The organism is Actinocrinis sp. (genome assembly GCF_035650855.1).
Taxonomy (GTDB): Bacteria; Actinomycetota; Actinomycetes; order Streptomycetales; family Catenulisporaceae; genus Actinocrinis.
Genome location: NZ_DASRGV010000348.1, coordinates 1 through 13,826, shown reverse-complemented (window position 1 = coordinate 13,826; position 13,826 = coordinate 1). Strand labels below are relative to the sequence as shown.

General features: G+C 70.4%; 12 protein-coding genes. 8 read left to right on the top strand and 4 right to left on the bottom strand.

The annotated features are described in order from the left end of the window. Window positions 1-721: ABC transporter permease (locus VFB40_RS24715; protein WP_324854696.1), on the top strand; the 721-nt coding region annotated here is incomplete at its 5' end. A gap of 31 nt (window positions 722-752) precedes the next feature. On the opposite strand, the gene VFB40_RS24710 is transcribed toward VFB40_RS24715, so the two are convergent. Next, a complete protein-coding gene (locus VFB40_RS24710; RefSeq protein WP_324854694.1) occupies window positions 753-1,424 on the bottom strand; it encodes an SIMPL domain-containing protein in 672 nt (223 codons plus the stop codon). Window positions 1,425-1,670: 246 nt separating this feature from the next. Continuing rightward, window positions 1,671-3,857, bottom strand: a complete 2,187-nt coding sequence (locus VFB40_RS24705; RefSeq protein WP_324854692.1) for a multicopper oxidase family protein — start codon at window positions 3,855-3,857, stop codon at window positions 1,671-1,673. A gap of 359 nt (window positions 3,858-4,216) precedes the next feature. On the opposite strand from VFB40_RS24705, the gene VFB40_RS24700 reads away from it, so the two are divergent. Then, window positions 4,217-5,161, top strand: coding sequence for a PAC2 family protein (locus VFB40_RS24700; protein WP_414642144.1), 945 nt, complete (start codon window positions 4,217-4,219; stop codon window positions 5,159-5,161). Window positions 5,162-5,254: 93 nt separating this feature from the next. Then, window positions 5,255-5,923, top strand: a complete 669-nt coding sequence (locus VFB40_RS24695; RefSeq protein ID WP_324854688.1) for a class I SAM-dependent methyltransferase — start codon at window positions 5,255-5,257, stop codon at window positions 5,921-5,923. A 9-nt stretch (window positions 5,924-5,932) separates the two neighbouring features. Here VFB40_RS24695 and VFB40_RS24690 read toward each other — a convergent pair whose 3' ends face one another. Beyond that, on the bottom strand, window positions 5,933-6,427 hold the full coding sequence (locus tag VFB40_RS24690) for a DUF3592 domain-containing protein (RefSeq protein ID WP_324854686.1): 495 nt from the start codon (window positions 6,425-6,427) through the stop codon (window positions 5,933-5,935). Window positions 6,428-6,469: 42 nt separating this feature from the next. Further along, entirely contained in the window at window positions 6,470-7,330 is an 861-nt protein-coding gene (locus VFB40_RS24685; RefSeq protein WP_324854684.1) for a fumarylacetoacetate hydrolase family protein, read from the bottom strand. Between the two features lie 201 nt (window positions 7,331-7,531). Here VFB40_RS24685 and VFB40_RS24680 point away from each other — a divergent pair, with 201 nt between their 5' ends. From VFB40_RS24680 to VFB40_RS24660, 5 genes are all read left to right on the top strand, one after another. Next, window positions 7,532-8,857: an enolase C-terminal domain-like protein gene (locus tag VFB40_RS24680; protein ID WP_324854682.1), complete on the top strand. Its 1,326-nt coding sequence runs from the start codon at window positions 7,532-7,534 to the stop codon at window positions 8,855-8,857. After that, window positions 8,858-9,679, top strand: a complete 822-nt coding sequence (locus VFB40_RS24675) for an SDR family NAD(P)-dependent oxidoreductase (RefSeq protein ID WP_324854680.1) — start codon at window positions 8,858-8,860, stop codon at window positions 9,677-9,679. 249 nt (window positions 9,680-9,928) lie between these two features. After that, window positions 9,929-11,095: a sugar ABC transporter substrate-binding protein gene (locus VFB40_RS24670; protein WP_324854678.1), complete on the top strand. Its 1,167-nt coding sequence runs from the start codon at window positions 9,929-9,931 to the stop codon at window positions 11,093-11,095. Between the two features lie 64 nt (window positions 11,096-11,159). Further along, window positions 11,160-12,866 carry a sugar ABC transporter ATP-binding protein gene (locus tag VFB40_RS24665; protein ID WP_324854676.1) on the top strand — a complete coding sequence of 569 codons (1,707 nt, stop codon included), beginning with the start codon at window positions 11,160-11,162 and terminating at the stop codon, window positions 12,864-12,866. Then, on the top strand, window positions 12,863-13,826 hold a 964-nt coding region (locus VFB40_RS24660), incomplete at its 3' end, for an ABC transporter permease (protein ID WP_324854674.1). The genes VFB40_RS24665 and VFB40_RS24660, both read left to right, overlap by 4 nt.

Sequence of the window (13,826 nt, the reverse complement as noted above, 5' to 3'; positions counted from 1 at the left end):
GCTCGCAGCGGCGCAGAACTCGACCACCGTGCTGCTCTCGCTGATCTTGGCGGCCAGCTATCTGGGCGCGTCGAACGCCATCCGGGAAATCGTCAAGGAACGCGCGATCCTGGCGCGCGAGCGTTCGGTCGGGCTTTCGGTGTGGGCGTATCTGCTGAGCAAGACCCTTGTGCTCGGCGCGATCACCGTCGTCGAGTCCTTCATCCTGACGTATATCGCACTATTACGTCAGGGTGGCCTAGCGCGCGGGGTGGTGCTACAGAACGGCCGGATCGAAATCGCGTTGGTGGTCAGCGCCACCGGACTGGCCGCGATGTCCCTCGGGCTGCTGGTCTCGGCGCGGGCGAGCAACGCGGACAAGGTGCTGACGATCCTCCCGGTGATCTTGTTCGCGCAGTTCGTGCTCAGCGGCTCGGCGTTTCCCGTACGCGACACGCCTGGCCTCAACGAGGTGGCGTACGTATCCGGCGCACGCTGGGGTTATTCAGCGGCGGCGAGTACCGCATCGCTCGACCAGTTGCTCGGCGACGGCTGCAACGGTGCGGAGACGATGGGTCCGATGCCGAACGGCGGCATGGGGATGGTGAACTGCGATCCCGCGCACGCGCCGACCGTCATGGCGTGGACTCAGAACATGGCGTTGCTCGGCGCGCTGGCTGTCGTATGCCTGGCGGGAGCAGGGCTGGCGGTGCGTAAGATCGGGCGGCCGACGCGGCGGTGAACGGTGCGGCTCCTGCCGAAGTCGTGAGCAGTCAGTCGACCGGGAACTCGGGTTGGGCGGCCTCGAATCGGGCTTCGACGGTCGCATAGACCGTCTGCTGCTGTGGTTCCAGGTCAAGCGCCGGAGGTTCGGCCGGCGCGGGAGCGGACGCGGCCCGCGCGCCGAAGACCACTCCCCCGACCGACCGGGCCATCCGCGGGACCACCGACGTGGTGGTCAGGCCGGTGTCGGCGAGCTCGATGAGCCCGGTGATCCGGCTGCCGATCGCTTCGGCGTAATCACGGGCACGGGTGACGGCCTCGGCGACCGCGCGGCCCCGCGCTTCGCGGTACACCGGCGAGGAGGTGCGCAGCCGCCAGTGCGGTCCGTCGATCGTGGCGGCCTCGAACTCGGCGATCCGCGCGAGCAACTCGCCGAGTATCGCCAGATCCGCCACGGTGATTCGGACGCGTACCGCACCCGAGTATGAGCGGATCTTCTCGTCCTTACCCTTACGCAGCTCAGGGGCGACTGACACGCCGGTGGACTCGACCCGGTCGATCGAGTCGCCGTAGGAGCGCACAAGGCTCAGCACTTCGTCGTTGCGTTTAACCAGTCGCTCGAACGCCTCACGCCGGTCCCGCGCCTGGGCGATTATGACGGCTGTCAGATCCGCGACTTCCGGATCGACCAGCAGCGTGGCCTCGCCGCGGACGCTGATCACCGCGGGCGACGCCGCTTCGCGCGGCGCTGACACAGATGGCGCTGGTTCGTGGGGCTCGGGTCCTTGGTTCGGGGCTTCGTAAAGCGCTCGCTGCATCGCGGCCGGCTCCTCGCGTGGCATACGACGGCGCGCGGCGGCGGCCAGTTTTGGACCGTCGCCGCTGGTCGTTTCCGACGTTACCGGGCCGCCACGCGCAGTCATACCTCGCGTTAACCGGGGCCGGCCAATCGTGCTCCAAATGAGACGCTAGGGCAGCACGTCGAACGGTCGCATCATCTCATTGTCTTCGTGGTCGATGATGTGGCAGTGGTAGACGTAGCGGCCCGGAATGTCGAAGTAGGCGCGTAGTTTCGTGGTCTCGCCGGGGAAGGCGAGGACCGTGTCCTTCGTCCCGGTCTCCCAGGGCTGCGGCGGTCGTACCGTGCCGTCCGAGCCGGTGCGGCTGACCACCTGGAACTGCGTCTGGTGGATGTGGATCGGGTGCCCGTCGACGGTGAAGTTCACCAGGTCGAACTCGACGACATTGCCGGCGACCGGTTTGACATCCACCGGATCGTCCCAGAACCGCGAGTTCGGGGTGCCGTCCGCATTGAGCGTGCCGAGTGTGCCGTAAATCGGCGCGCCATCGTAGAACGCGGAGTCGATCTCGTTGAGGGAGACACTGAACGTCTGGGCCGGACGTCCGAGCGGCGCGATGGCGGGCAGGCTCAGCTGGCTCGGCGGGAGGGAGGCGTCCGCTATCGCCGCGGCGGAACTGCCGACGACGATCTTCATCACCTGGCCGGTGGTGTAGTAGTCGGCCGCCATGAAATCGGTGTTGGGCACGCCGCCGTGGTAGGGCTCGTCCGGGCCCTCGTTGATCAAGTACAGCTGGGTACCTGCTGGGACGTTGGTGAAGTCGAGGATCAGGTCGGCGCGTTCGGCCGGGGCGATGATCGCCTCGTCGAGCTGCGCGGGGGCCGGGAGGAAGCCGCCGTCCGAGCCGATCTGCCAGATCGGCAGGGCGGCGCTGGCCGGCCGGTCGGCCAGCGGGTTGGTGACCACCTTGAGCAGGTACGTGCGCGCGTTGGAGGAGTTGAGCACGCGCAGCCGGTAGCGGCGCCGCGCGACGTTCCACACCGGCCAGACCACGCCGTTCACCGCCACGGTGTTCGCGAAGTACTCGGGGTTCCAGTACGGCGGTGTGTCGGTCTCCGGGATCCACGGGCCGCCGGCGGTCGTGTCGCCGAAGAACGTGCGGCTGTCCGGGAAGAACAGCGAGCCGTCCTTGTTGAAGCTGCGGTCTTGCAGCACCATCGCGACTTCCTGCGTGCCGGAGGGCAGGACGCCGGCCGGTAGGTCGGCGGGGCCGCCGCGCAGCAGGTAGAAGCCTGCCAGGCCGGACTGCACGTTGACGCGCGTCATGCCGAGCGCGTGGTCGTGGTACCACATCGCGGTGGCGCGTTGGTCATTCGGGTACTGATAGGTAGAGGAGCCTGGCTGCCAGGCGACTGCGTATCGCTGGGCGGCCTCGGCCTTGTATTGGTCGTAGACGGAGCCGACGGCCGCGTATCCGGCCGGGATATTGCTGGCGGCAGGCAGCGTCCACGCCTCGGGGTAGCCGTCGCTTTCCTCGGTGACGTGGGCTCCGTGCAGGTGGGTGACCAGCGGGACGGGGCCGGAGTACGGCGGCGGCGTCGAGGTGAACGCGGTGTGCGAGTCGCGGCCGCTGACGCCACCGGGCGGGTTCGCCCAGTGCAGGGTCGGGTCGACGGTGAACAGGTGCGGCAGGTACTCTCCGCTGCTGTCGACGAGCTGGTTGGCCCAGGTGACGCGGACCGGCCGGCCGTACTTGGCCTCGATGGTGAAGGCCGGGGCGTGGAAGGTTGCGGTCGAGGACGGCGCGCCGTAACCCCAGACGGTCGTCCTCGGGTATCCGGCGGGCAGCATCTGCTGCGTGAACTGACGGCTGGCGATGACGTAGGTGTCGACTGGCGCGCCGTTGTAACTGGCGGCGCCGGTGGACGGCATCACGCCGAGGCGCGGGAGCGCGGTGACGTATTTCGGGATGGTGAGCGGGTCGAGGCTGCCGCCGGGGACGGGGTTCGGCGTCGACATGGCCATCACCGCGCGGCGCGCCGCGGCGTTGCGCACGGTGACGGGTGCGACCGCGCGTCCGCGCGGCAGCGCGAACGCGGTACCGCCGGCGATGATCATTCCGCTGACGCCGAGAAGGGTGCGCCGGGTAAGGAGGGCCGGTTGGCGCGTCGGGTCAGCCGCCGAGTCTTCCGAGTCCCCGTCAAGAGCGTCGCTACCGAGAGCATCGCTGCCGAGAGCGGCGTCGTCGATGCCGGGTGCGGATAGGGCATCGAGCGACTGCGTGTTGTTCAGTGGGAGTGGGTTGTCGGGCGCTTCGGCCGCAGCGGGCGTGTCAGGTTCGAGGGAGTCTGACATAACGTGTTCTCCTGGTCCGCCAGAGAGCCGCTGGAGACAGCGTCGCGTCCGTCTTGGGTACGGAGCGATTTCGAACACTGCTGTCCATCGGCAGTCCAGTGGCGGGCGGCCGGAATGCAAAGAGGCTAAGTACTCCACGCGGCGTGGGTGGACCGGCCCCGCGTCATCGACCAAGGACTCCACGCGCCGGCGCGCGACGCTGGAATGGGCAACGGGGCCCTGATGTTGGCAGACTGTTAGCCGGTGTGCCATTCGGCGGGTGACCGTGCGGGCGGCGACAGCGGGACGCGATGACGGATGGGACGGAACCGACCGTGGGCGAGCCACTCTACGAGCTGGACCAGGCTGGGCTGGACGCGATGGCCGAGGCGCGGGCGGGCTCCTCCGGGGGTTCCGGGCAGGGCGGCGACCTGGTGCTGCTGTACCACTTCGAGGGTTTCATGGACGCCGGGCACGCCGCCGAGCAGGTCATCGACCACGTGCTCAGCGAGAAGTTCCAGTTCGAGGGGGCCGGCGAGGACGGGCAGCCGGGCAACCCGGTGGTGGCCAGGTTCGACACGGACCGGCTGGTGGACTATCGGGCGCAGCGCCCGACGATGACTTTCGACACCGACCACTGGTCCGACTACGAGGCGCCGACGCTGGACGTGAAGCTGGGCCGCGACGCGACCGGCACGCCGTTCCTGGTCATGTACGGCCCCGAGCCGGACACCGAGTGGGAGCGGTTCACCAAGGCGATGATCGACATGGTGGACAAGCTGGGCGTGACGCTGTCGGTCAACTTCCACGGCATCCCGTTCGCGGTGCCGCACACCCGCCCCACCACGCTGATCCCGCACGGCAACCGGCAGGACCTGCTGGCCGGGTACACCGCGTGGTTCGACCGGGCGCAGGTGCCGGGCTCCGCGATGGCGCTGACCGAGTTCCGGCTCAGCGAGCAGGGGCACGCGGTGCTCGGCCTGGCCGCGCAGATCCCGCACTACATCTCCCGCTCGCCGTACCCGGCGGCGGCGGTGCGCATCCTGGAGGCGATCACCTCGGCGACCGGCCTGGTGCTGCCGGCGCAGGAGCTGCACACGCAGGCGCAGCGCGTGGAGGCGGAGATCGAGTCGCAGGTGGCGCAGGGCGATGACGATCTGCGTTCGATGATCCACGGGCTCGAGGTGCAGTACGACACCGTGGCGGGCTCGACGCCGCAGACGAACCTGCTCGCCGACCAGGCCGTGCAGATCCCGACCGCCGAGGAGCTGGCCAGGCAGTTCGAGCAGTTCCTCGCCGAGCAGGACCGCGACACGGATCACTGACGAGCCGGCCCGTCGGCGCCGCGGCAGCGGCGGCACCTGCGGCGGGCCGATTAATCCGTGGTCCGCGCGGCGGCCGGTGAATAGGCTGCGGGCGTGACCGCGGAACAAGACTGGCTCGCCTGGCACGAGCGATACGAGGACCCCGACTCCTGGCTCGCCCAGCGGCTGGTCGTGGTGCAGGACCGCATCAGGCGCGCCCTCGACGCCGCGGCGCCGGGCCCGATCAAGGCGCTGTCGATGTGCGCGGGCCAGGGCCGGGACCTGCTCGGCGTGCTCGAGAAGCATCCGCGCCGCGACGACGTCGCCGCGGTACTGGTCGAGCTGGACCCGCGCAACGCGGATTCGGCCCGGCAGCGGGCGCGCGACCTCGGCCTTTCGGGCATCGAGGTGGTGACCGGCGACGCCGCGCTGACCGACAACTACCTGGCCCACGCCCCGGCCGACCTGGTGCTCGCCTGCGGCATCTTCGGCAACATCACCAACGAGGACATCCGCCGCACGGTCGGCCACTGCGCGGCGCTGTGCGCTCCCGGCGGCACGACCGTCTGGACGCGGCACCGCAAGGAGCCGGACCTGGTCCCGCAGATCTGCGACTGGTTCGCGGAGAGCGGATTCGAGCTCGAATTCGTCACCGAGCCGGGCAACTTCGGCGTCGGCGTGCACCGTCGCCGGGCGGACGCGCAGCCGAAGGCGCTTGAACCCGGCCAGACGATGTTCACCTTCCTCGGCTATCTCACCATGGCCCAGCGCGGCTGCGAGTAGCCGGCGCCGTCACTCGGCGGCGGCTCGATCGGTCCGCAGCGCGCCTTCCCGGATTCGGCGCACCAGCGCGAACAGCAGGAACACGCCAGCGACCCCGAACGCGGTGCCCAAGACCGGCATGACGACGGCGCCGACCCACCACCAGCGCAGGTAGCTCACCGCTTCGATGGTCTCGGGGCGCCCCGGCAGGTACACCGCGGCCAGGGTGCCGCCGGGCGCCTGGCGCGACGTGATCGAGCCGGTCCACTGCGTCGCCGCCGTTCCGTCCGGCAGCTGGAACGAGAGCTCCTCGGAGCCGGACTTCCCGCCGCCGTTCCACGAGAACGCGAGCACCGTCGCCGTGACCCGGACGCCGCTTCGCTCCAGCTCGACGTCGCGCGAGATGTGGATCACGGTCCACACCCACATCGCCGCGCCGAGCCCGCCGATCAGGAGGACCGCGCCGAACGCGGCCACGACATGCCGGCGCGGCGTGGCCGTGAGTTCGTGCGCGAGCCGCTGCATGCCCGGATCATGGCACGACCGACCGTCGGCCGGAGCACTTCGTCAGGGCGCTGGGACGAAAGTCACCCGCTGCGAGCCGAGGCCGGAGATGCCGAGCTCCACCACGTCGCCGGGCTTGAGGTAGTCCTCGGCGCGCCCGGTGGCCAGCGCGACGCCGCCGGGCGTGCCGGTGTTGATCAGGTCGCCGGGTTCCAGGACCATGAACCGGCTGACGTAGCGGACGATCTCGCCGACGCCGAAGATCAGGTTCTTGGTGTTCGAGCTCTGCCGGCGCCGGCCGTTCACGTCGAGCCACAGCTCCAGCGCGCCGGGGTCGGGCACCTCGTCGGCGGTGACCAGGTACGGGCCGGCCGGGTTGAAGGTCTCGCAGCTCTTGCCCTTGTCCCAGGTGCCGCCGCGCTCCAGCTGGAATTCGCGCTCTGAGACGTCGTTGCAGACCAGGTAGCCGGAGACGGCGGCGAGGCCTTCCCGCGCCGACTCCAGGTAGCGGGCCCTGGCGCCGATCAGCACGCCGAGTTCGACCTCGTAGTCGGTCTTGGTGGAGCCGCGCGGGATGCGCACCTCGTCGTTCGGGCCGACCAGCGTGTCAGGGGCCTTCATGAAGACGACCGGCTCCTTCGGGATCTCGGCCCCGGTCTCGGCGGCGTGGTCGGCGTAGTTCAGGCCGATGCAGACGATCTTGCCCGGGCGCGGAACGGGGGCGCCGACGCGCACGCCCTGCGGCATGGGCACAGCCTCGGCGGCGCGCTCGGCCACCGCGGCGCGCAGCCGGTCGAGTCCGCCGCCGGCCAGGAAGTCCGGGGTGAAGTCGGCGGTCAGGTCGGAGACGTCCAGGACCAGGTTTCCGTCGAGGGCCACGTGCGGGCGTTCGCGGCCGGGTTCGCCGATGCGCAGAAGCTTCATGCAGCGGACTCTACTGGCAGCGCGTGTCATCCGACCATTCTTGCGGGCACGAAAGATCCCATATCGGGACGCTCCGGCTCGGTTCTTGGACGCTTACCGGTTCGACACTGGACAACGCCGAAAGCGCGGGCGTATACATCGGATGACTGCTGCTGGACGATCGGTCTCCGTGCGCGGGGATCGCCGAAGGGGTTACGCCGCATGGCCCGCGCCGCCCTCATCACCACGCTCGACTGCCTCGACCTGCGCTTTCCGACCTCGGCGACGCTGGACGGCTCGGACGCGATGAATCCGGACCCTGATTATTCGGCCGCGTATGTCATCCTGCGCACCGATGACACCGACGGACTGGAAGGCCACGCCTTCTGCTTCACCATAGGCCGGGGCAACGACGTGGTGACCGCCGCGATCGGCGCGCTGCGCCCGTTCGTGGTCGGCAGGCCGCTCGACGAGGTGCTCGACCATCTCGGCCGGTTCAGCGCGGAGCTGATCGGCGACAGCCAGCTGCGCTGGCTCGGCCCGGAGAAGGGCGTCATGCACATGGCGATCGGCGCCGTGGTCAACGCCGCCTGGGACCTGGCCGCCAAGCGCGCGGGCAAGCCGGTGTGGAAGCTGCTGAGCGACCTGACCCCGAAGCAGCTGGTCGGCCTGGTCGACTTTCGGTACCTGGTCGACGCGCTCTCCCCGGAGGAGGCGCTTGAGCTGCTCGAGGCGGCCGAGCCGGGCCGGGCCGAGCGCGAGAAGACCCTGCTGCGCGACGGGTATCCGGCGTACACGACCTCGCCCGGCTGGCTCGGCTACGACGACGCGAAGGTGACCCGGCTGGCCCGCCAGGCGGTGGCGGACGGCTTCACCCAGATCAAGCTGAAGGTCGGCGCCTCGCTGACCGACGACGTGCGCCGGTTCCGCGCCGCGCGCGAGGCGGTCGGCCCGGCGGTGCGCATCGCGGTCGACGCGAACCAGCGCTGGAACGTGAACGAGGCGATCGCGTGGATGGGCGCGCTCGCCGAGTTCGACCCGTACTGGATCGAGGAGCCGACCAGCCCGGACGACGTGCTCGGGCACGCCGCGATCCGCCGCGGGGTCGCCCCGGTCAAGGTGGCGACCGGCGAGCACGTGCAGAACCGGGTCGTTTTCAAGCAGCTGCTGCAGGCCGGCGCGGTGGACATCGTGCAGATCGACGCGGCCCGCGTCGGCGGGGTCAACGAGAACGTGGCGATCCTGCTGCTGGCGGCCAAGTTCGGCGTTCCGGTGTGCCCGCACGCCGGCGGCGTCGGCCTGTGCGAGCTCGTGCAGCACCTGTCGATGTTCGACTTCGTCGCCGTGACCGGGCGGATCGAGGACCGGGTGATCGAGTACGTGGACCACCTGCACGAGCACTTCGCCGACCCGGTGCGGATCAAGGGCGGGCGGTATCAGGCCCCGACCCGGCCCGGATTCGGCGCGGAGATTTTGCCGGTCAGCCGGGCGCGGTATCTGTTCCCAGACGGCCCGGTGTGGCAGGAACGGATGGAGGCGGTGCAGTAGATGAGCGAGCCAGCGCAGCAGGACGCGCAGACCCCGGCGGCCGCGCGCGATTTCGCGGGCCTGGCGGCCGTGGTCACCGGCGGCGCATCGGGAATCGGCGCCGCGACGGCCGCGCTGCTGGCCGAGCGGGGCGCGCGGGTCGCGGTACTGGACCTGGCGCTCGGCGAGGCCGAGCGCAAGAACGACTCGCCGTCGTGGATCTGCGTACCGGCGGACGTGACTGACGACGACTCGGTGCGCGCGGCGATCGCAGAGGTCGTCGCCGCCTTCGGCGGCATCGACGTGCTCGTCAACAACGCGGGCGTCGGCGCGGTCGGCACCGTGGAGGACAACGACGACGCCGAGTGGCAGCGTGTGTTCAACGTGAACGTCTTCGGCATGGTCCGCACGGCCCGAGCCGCCCTCCCCCACCTGCGCAGATCGTCGCACGCCGCGATCGTCAACACGTGTTCGATCGCTGCGACCGCGGGGCTGCCGCAACGCGCGCTGTACTCGGCGACCAAGGGCGCGGTGCTCTCGCTGACCCTGGCGATGGCCGCGGACCACGTGCGCGAAGGCGTACGGGTGAACTGTGTGAACCCGGGCACCGCGGACACGCCCTGGGTCAGCAGGCTCCTGGACCAGTCGCCGGACCCGGCACGGGAGCGCGCCGCGCTGGAGGCTCGCCAGCCGCTCGGCCGCCTCGTCTCCGCGGCGGAGGTCGCCGGCGCGATCGCGTATCTGGCCAGCCCCCTGTCCGGATCCACGACCGGCACGTCCCTGGCCGTGGACGGCGGCATGGCCGGCCTGCGGCTGCGCCCGCCGGGGGCCGGGACCCGATGACAGGCCGCCCGGCCAGTGCTCCGATCTTCGGTCGGCGCGCTGGCTCGTTGCCGCCTGTGTGCGAACTGTCGAATGATCATCGAACATCCAAATCAGCAGCATCACCGGCCCCACCACTGAACTTCGTATCGCTTTCATCTCGAACGTTGACTGGCCAATTCATCCGACCTATGTTGCAGTCCGAGTAAGGGCGATCTCGCTCAGCCCGGTTCCATTCGATTCTCAGCGCCGAGACTCCAGGAGAAACCGTTGGACCGTCACCCCGCGCCGCGCCGAGCGCGGCACACATCACGCATCGCAGCGGTCGCGGCGGCGCTGACCCTCGCCGCCGCCGGCTGCGGATCCCACACCACCAACAACAACCCGGGCACGTCCTCGGGCGGGCAGATCAAGATCGGTGTCGCGCTGACCTACAACAACACCGCGTTCTGGGCCGCCTACATCAACTACGAGAAGCAGTACGCCGACCAGGACAAGGTCCAGCTGATCGGCCCGCTGCTGGCCCAGGCCGACGCCTCGCTGCAGAACCAGCAGATCGAGGAGCTGGTGAACCAGGGCGCGCAGGCGATCATCGTCAACCCGGAGACGGCGACCAGCCTCGGCCCGGCGATCAACTACGCGAACGCGCACCACGTGCAGCTGGTGTCGGTGGACACCATCGTGGGCGTCGGGCACGTGTACATGGTCGTGCGGGCGTCGAACACTCTCTACGGCCAGGACGCCTGCGCGTACATCACCAGCAAGGTGCAGTCCGGATACGTGCTCGACCTCGAGGGCGACCTCGCCTCCTCCAACGGAGGCGACCGCTCGACCGCGTTCGAGAGCTGCGTCGCGCAGAACGCGCCCGGTGTCAAGCTCTTGAAGGAGCCGACGAACTGGACCGAGGCGACCGCGGTCAGCGACGCGCAGAACGCGGTCAACGCCTACGGTTCGCAGCTCAAGGCGATCTACGCGCAGTGGAGCAGCCCTGACACGGGCATCATCCCGCTGTTGCAGTCCAAGGGCTACGGCAAGGTCGGCGCCGCCAACCACGTCATCCTGATCAGCGACGACGGCGTTCCGTTCGAGATGTGCGACATCCAGAAGGGCACCCTGGACGCCGCGCAGTCGCAGCCGGCGAACCTTTACGCGCAGTACGCCCTGCAGTACGCGATCGACGCGGCCAAGGGCGTGACGCACAAGGAGGGCGACCCGGGCGGCGGCGCGCCGACGCTGCAGAACGTGACGTACAACGGCGACACCAACCTCGCCGACCCGATCGTCGCGCCGTTCGTCACCGCGACCCAGCAGACGATCAACGTCGCCAAGCCGGTCGACAGCCTGCCGAACACGTTGACGACAACCCCCGTGACGGATTCCACGCTGTGGGGCAACGTATACGGCGCGGCGCACGGCGGCGTGTGCGCGAGTTCCTGATCGACGGCATCGCGGACACACGATTGCGGCGCGGGCCGCGCCGAGAGAGGAAGGGACCACGGCGATGACTGCGGTCGAGGCGGTGGGCATCCACAAGAGCTTCGGGCCGACCCGAGCGCTGCGCGGGATCGACCTGGCGCTCGAACCGGGCCGCTGCCTCGGCCTGGTCGGACGCAACGGGGCCGGCAAGTCGACCCTGGTCTCCATTCTCAGCGGCCTGCTCGCGCCGGACGCGGGCGAGGTGCGGTTCGGCGGCGAACCGGCCCCGCCCGCGGGCGCCGTGCACGCCTGGCGGGAGCGGATCGCGACGGTTCATCAGCACTCGATGGTGGTGCCGGACCTGACCGTGGCCGAGAACGTCTTCCTCGGCCGTCTCCCGCAGCGCGGCCTCGCGCCCGGCCTGCGGCCGGTCTCCTGGCGCGCCATCAAGGCGGACGCGCGCCGGACACTGGCCGACTGGGGCCTGGACATCGACGCGGGAGCGCCGTGCCGCGGGCTGACCGTCGAGCAGCGCCAGCTGGTGGAGATCGCGCGCGCTGTGGCCTCCGGAACCCGCTGCCTGCTGCTGGACGAGCCGACCGCGGCGCTGGAGCACGACGCGGTGGCCCGGCTCTTCGAGCGGGTCAGGCAGCTGACCGCGTCCGGAGTCGCAGTGCTCTACATCTCGCACCACCTGGAGGAGGTGTTCGAGATCTGCGACGACGTGGCGGTGCTGCGCGACGGCGAGCTCGTGCTCTCCTCCACCAGCGCGCAGCTGAGCCGGGAGCGGCTCGTGGCCGCGATGGTCGGGCCGGTGCCGGTGCGGGAGATCGACGAACGGCTCTCCCGGCTGGACCTGTCCGGCGGCCAGGCACAGCAGGACTCTGCCGAACTGCTCGAAGTCAAGGACCTGAGGGCGACCTCGACGCACGGCGCACTGCGCGGCGTCTCGCTGCGAGTCGCGGCCGGCGAACAGGTCGGCGTCGTCGGGCTGATCAGCTCGGGCGTCGTCACGCTCGGCCGGATCGTCGCCGGCGCCGACCGGGCGGACGAGGGCGCGGTCACGCTCTCCGGCAAGCGGCTGCCGAACGGGAAACGCGAGGCCGCGCTGCGCGCCGGGGTCGGCTACATCCCGGAGGACCGCCGCACCGAGGGCTTCGTCGGCGTGATGTCGATCGCGGAGAACGTGACGATGACGGTCACCGACCGGCTGGCCCGGGCCGGCCGCGGTGTGCTCGCGCCGCGGGCGCTGGAGCGCGCGGCGGCGCCGCTGGCCGGCGCGCTGAGCGTCGCCGCGGCCTCGCTCAAGCAGCCGGTCGCGGAGCTGTCCGGCGGCAACCAGCAGAAGGTGACCGTGGCGCGGGCGCTGATCCGCGACCCGAAGCTGGTGGTGGCGATCACGCCGACCAGGGGCGTGGACGTCGCGTCGAAGGAGCTGCTGCTCGGCGCGTTGCGCGCGGCGGCGGAACGCGGCGCCGGAGTGCTGCTGGCCACCGACGACCTGGACGACATCGAGCACTGCGACCGCGTGGTGGTGCTGGTACGCGGCGAGATCGCCGCCGAGTTCCAGCGCGGGCAGGGGCCGCAGCCGTTCGACCGCGAGGCGCTGATCGCCGCCACCGAGGGCCTGGACGCCCGCGAGGCGTCTGCGGCGCAACCGCACGGTGGCGGCACCGACACAGTGGCGACAGCACCGCCGCACGAGGCACCGAACCGGCTGAATCCAGAACCGCTGAACGAGGCGTCAGCGCGGCCGCACGAGGGATCTGATCGGAAGGACGACGGAGCGTGAGCGAGATCCAGGACCGCACGGACGCCAAGGGCGCCGCGAACGCATCGCGAGCGGGCGCGGGCCGCAGCTCCGACGCGCTACCGCCCGACGCCGGCGGCACCGCACCGGGCGCCGCAACGGAATCGACCGGATCCGCGGCCGCCGCGACCACCGTCGAGGGCGGCTTGGCGGCGCGCATCGCCGCGCGCACCGGACGGCTCAATTCACGGCAGGGCAGCCCGGCCGCGGTCTCGTGGATCCGGCAGGCCGCGCTGCTGCCGGTGCTGGTGGTGATCCTGATCGTGGGCGCGAGCCAGAGCTCCGCGTTCTTCACGGTGAACAACCTGGTCTCCGGGGTCGGGCAGCAGGTCTCCGCGCTCGGCGTGACCGTGGTCGGGGAGAGCCTGATCCTGCTGATCGGTGGCATGGACCTGTCCCTGGAGGCGACCTACGGTCTGGCGCCGATGATCGCCGCGTGGCTGATCGTGCCGAAGCTGGCCTTCGGTTCCGGCGCCCAGCTGAGCCCCTATCTCGGCATCCTGATCCTGCTCGCGATCGGCGCCGTGGTCGGCCTCATCAACGGCCTGCTGATCGTGAAGTCCCGGCTGAACGGCTTCATCGTCACGCTCGGCATGACGGTTCTGCTGGCCGGCGTGCAGAACGGCGTCGTGCACGGCCAGTCGCCATACGAGCTGCCGAGCGCCTTCTCGTATCTGGGCAGCGCGTTCGTGGGGCAGGTGCCGGTCTCGCTCCTCGTGGCGGGCGCCGTCTTCGTGCTGACCGGGCTGTTCCTGCGCTACCACCGCACCGGCCGGTCGATCTACGCGATCGGCGGCAATCCGGAGGCGGCGCGCGCGGCCGGGATCAAGGTGGACCGGATCAAGATCGGCGTGTACGTCGCCGGATCGGTGCTCGCGGCGGTCGGCGGCCTGATGGAGGCCGGGAAGGTCTCCTCGGTCACGGTGCAGCAGGGCTACCAGG

Excerpts from the sequence above, each read along its gene's own strand:
- VFB40_RS24705 (WP_324854692.1), bottom strand. The coding sequence starts at position 3,857 with ATGTCAGACTCCCTCGAACCTGACACGCCCGCTGCGGCCGAAGCGCCC.
- VFB40_RS24700 (WP_414642144.1), top strand. The coding sequence starts at position 4,217 with ATGGCCGAGGCGCGGGCGGGCTCCTCCGGGGGTTCCGGGCAGGGCGGC.
- VFB40_RS24690 (WP_324854686.1), bottom strand. The coding sequence starts at position 6,427 with ATGCAGCGGCTCGCGCACGAACTCACGGCCACGCCGCGCCGGCATGTC.
- VFB40_RS24685 (WP_324854684.1), bottom strand. The coding sequence starts at position 7,330 with ATGAAGCTTCTGCGCATCGGCGAACCCGGCCGCGAACGCCCGCACGTG.
- VFB40_RS24680 (WP_324854682.1), top strand. The coding sequence starts at position 7,532 with ATGGCCCGCGCCGCCCTCATCACCACGCTCGACTGCCTCGACCTGCGC.
- VFB40_RS24675 (WP_324854680.1), top strand. The coding sequence starts at position 8,858 with ATGAGCGAGCCAGCGCAGCAGGACGCGCAGACCCCGGCGGCCGCGCGC.
- VFB40_RS24665 (WP_324854676.1), top strand. The coding sequence starts at position 11,160 with ATGACTGCGGTCGAGGCGGTGGGCATCCACAAGAGCTTCGGGCCGACC.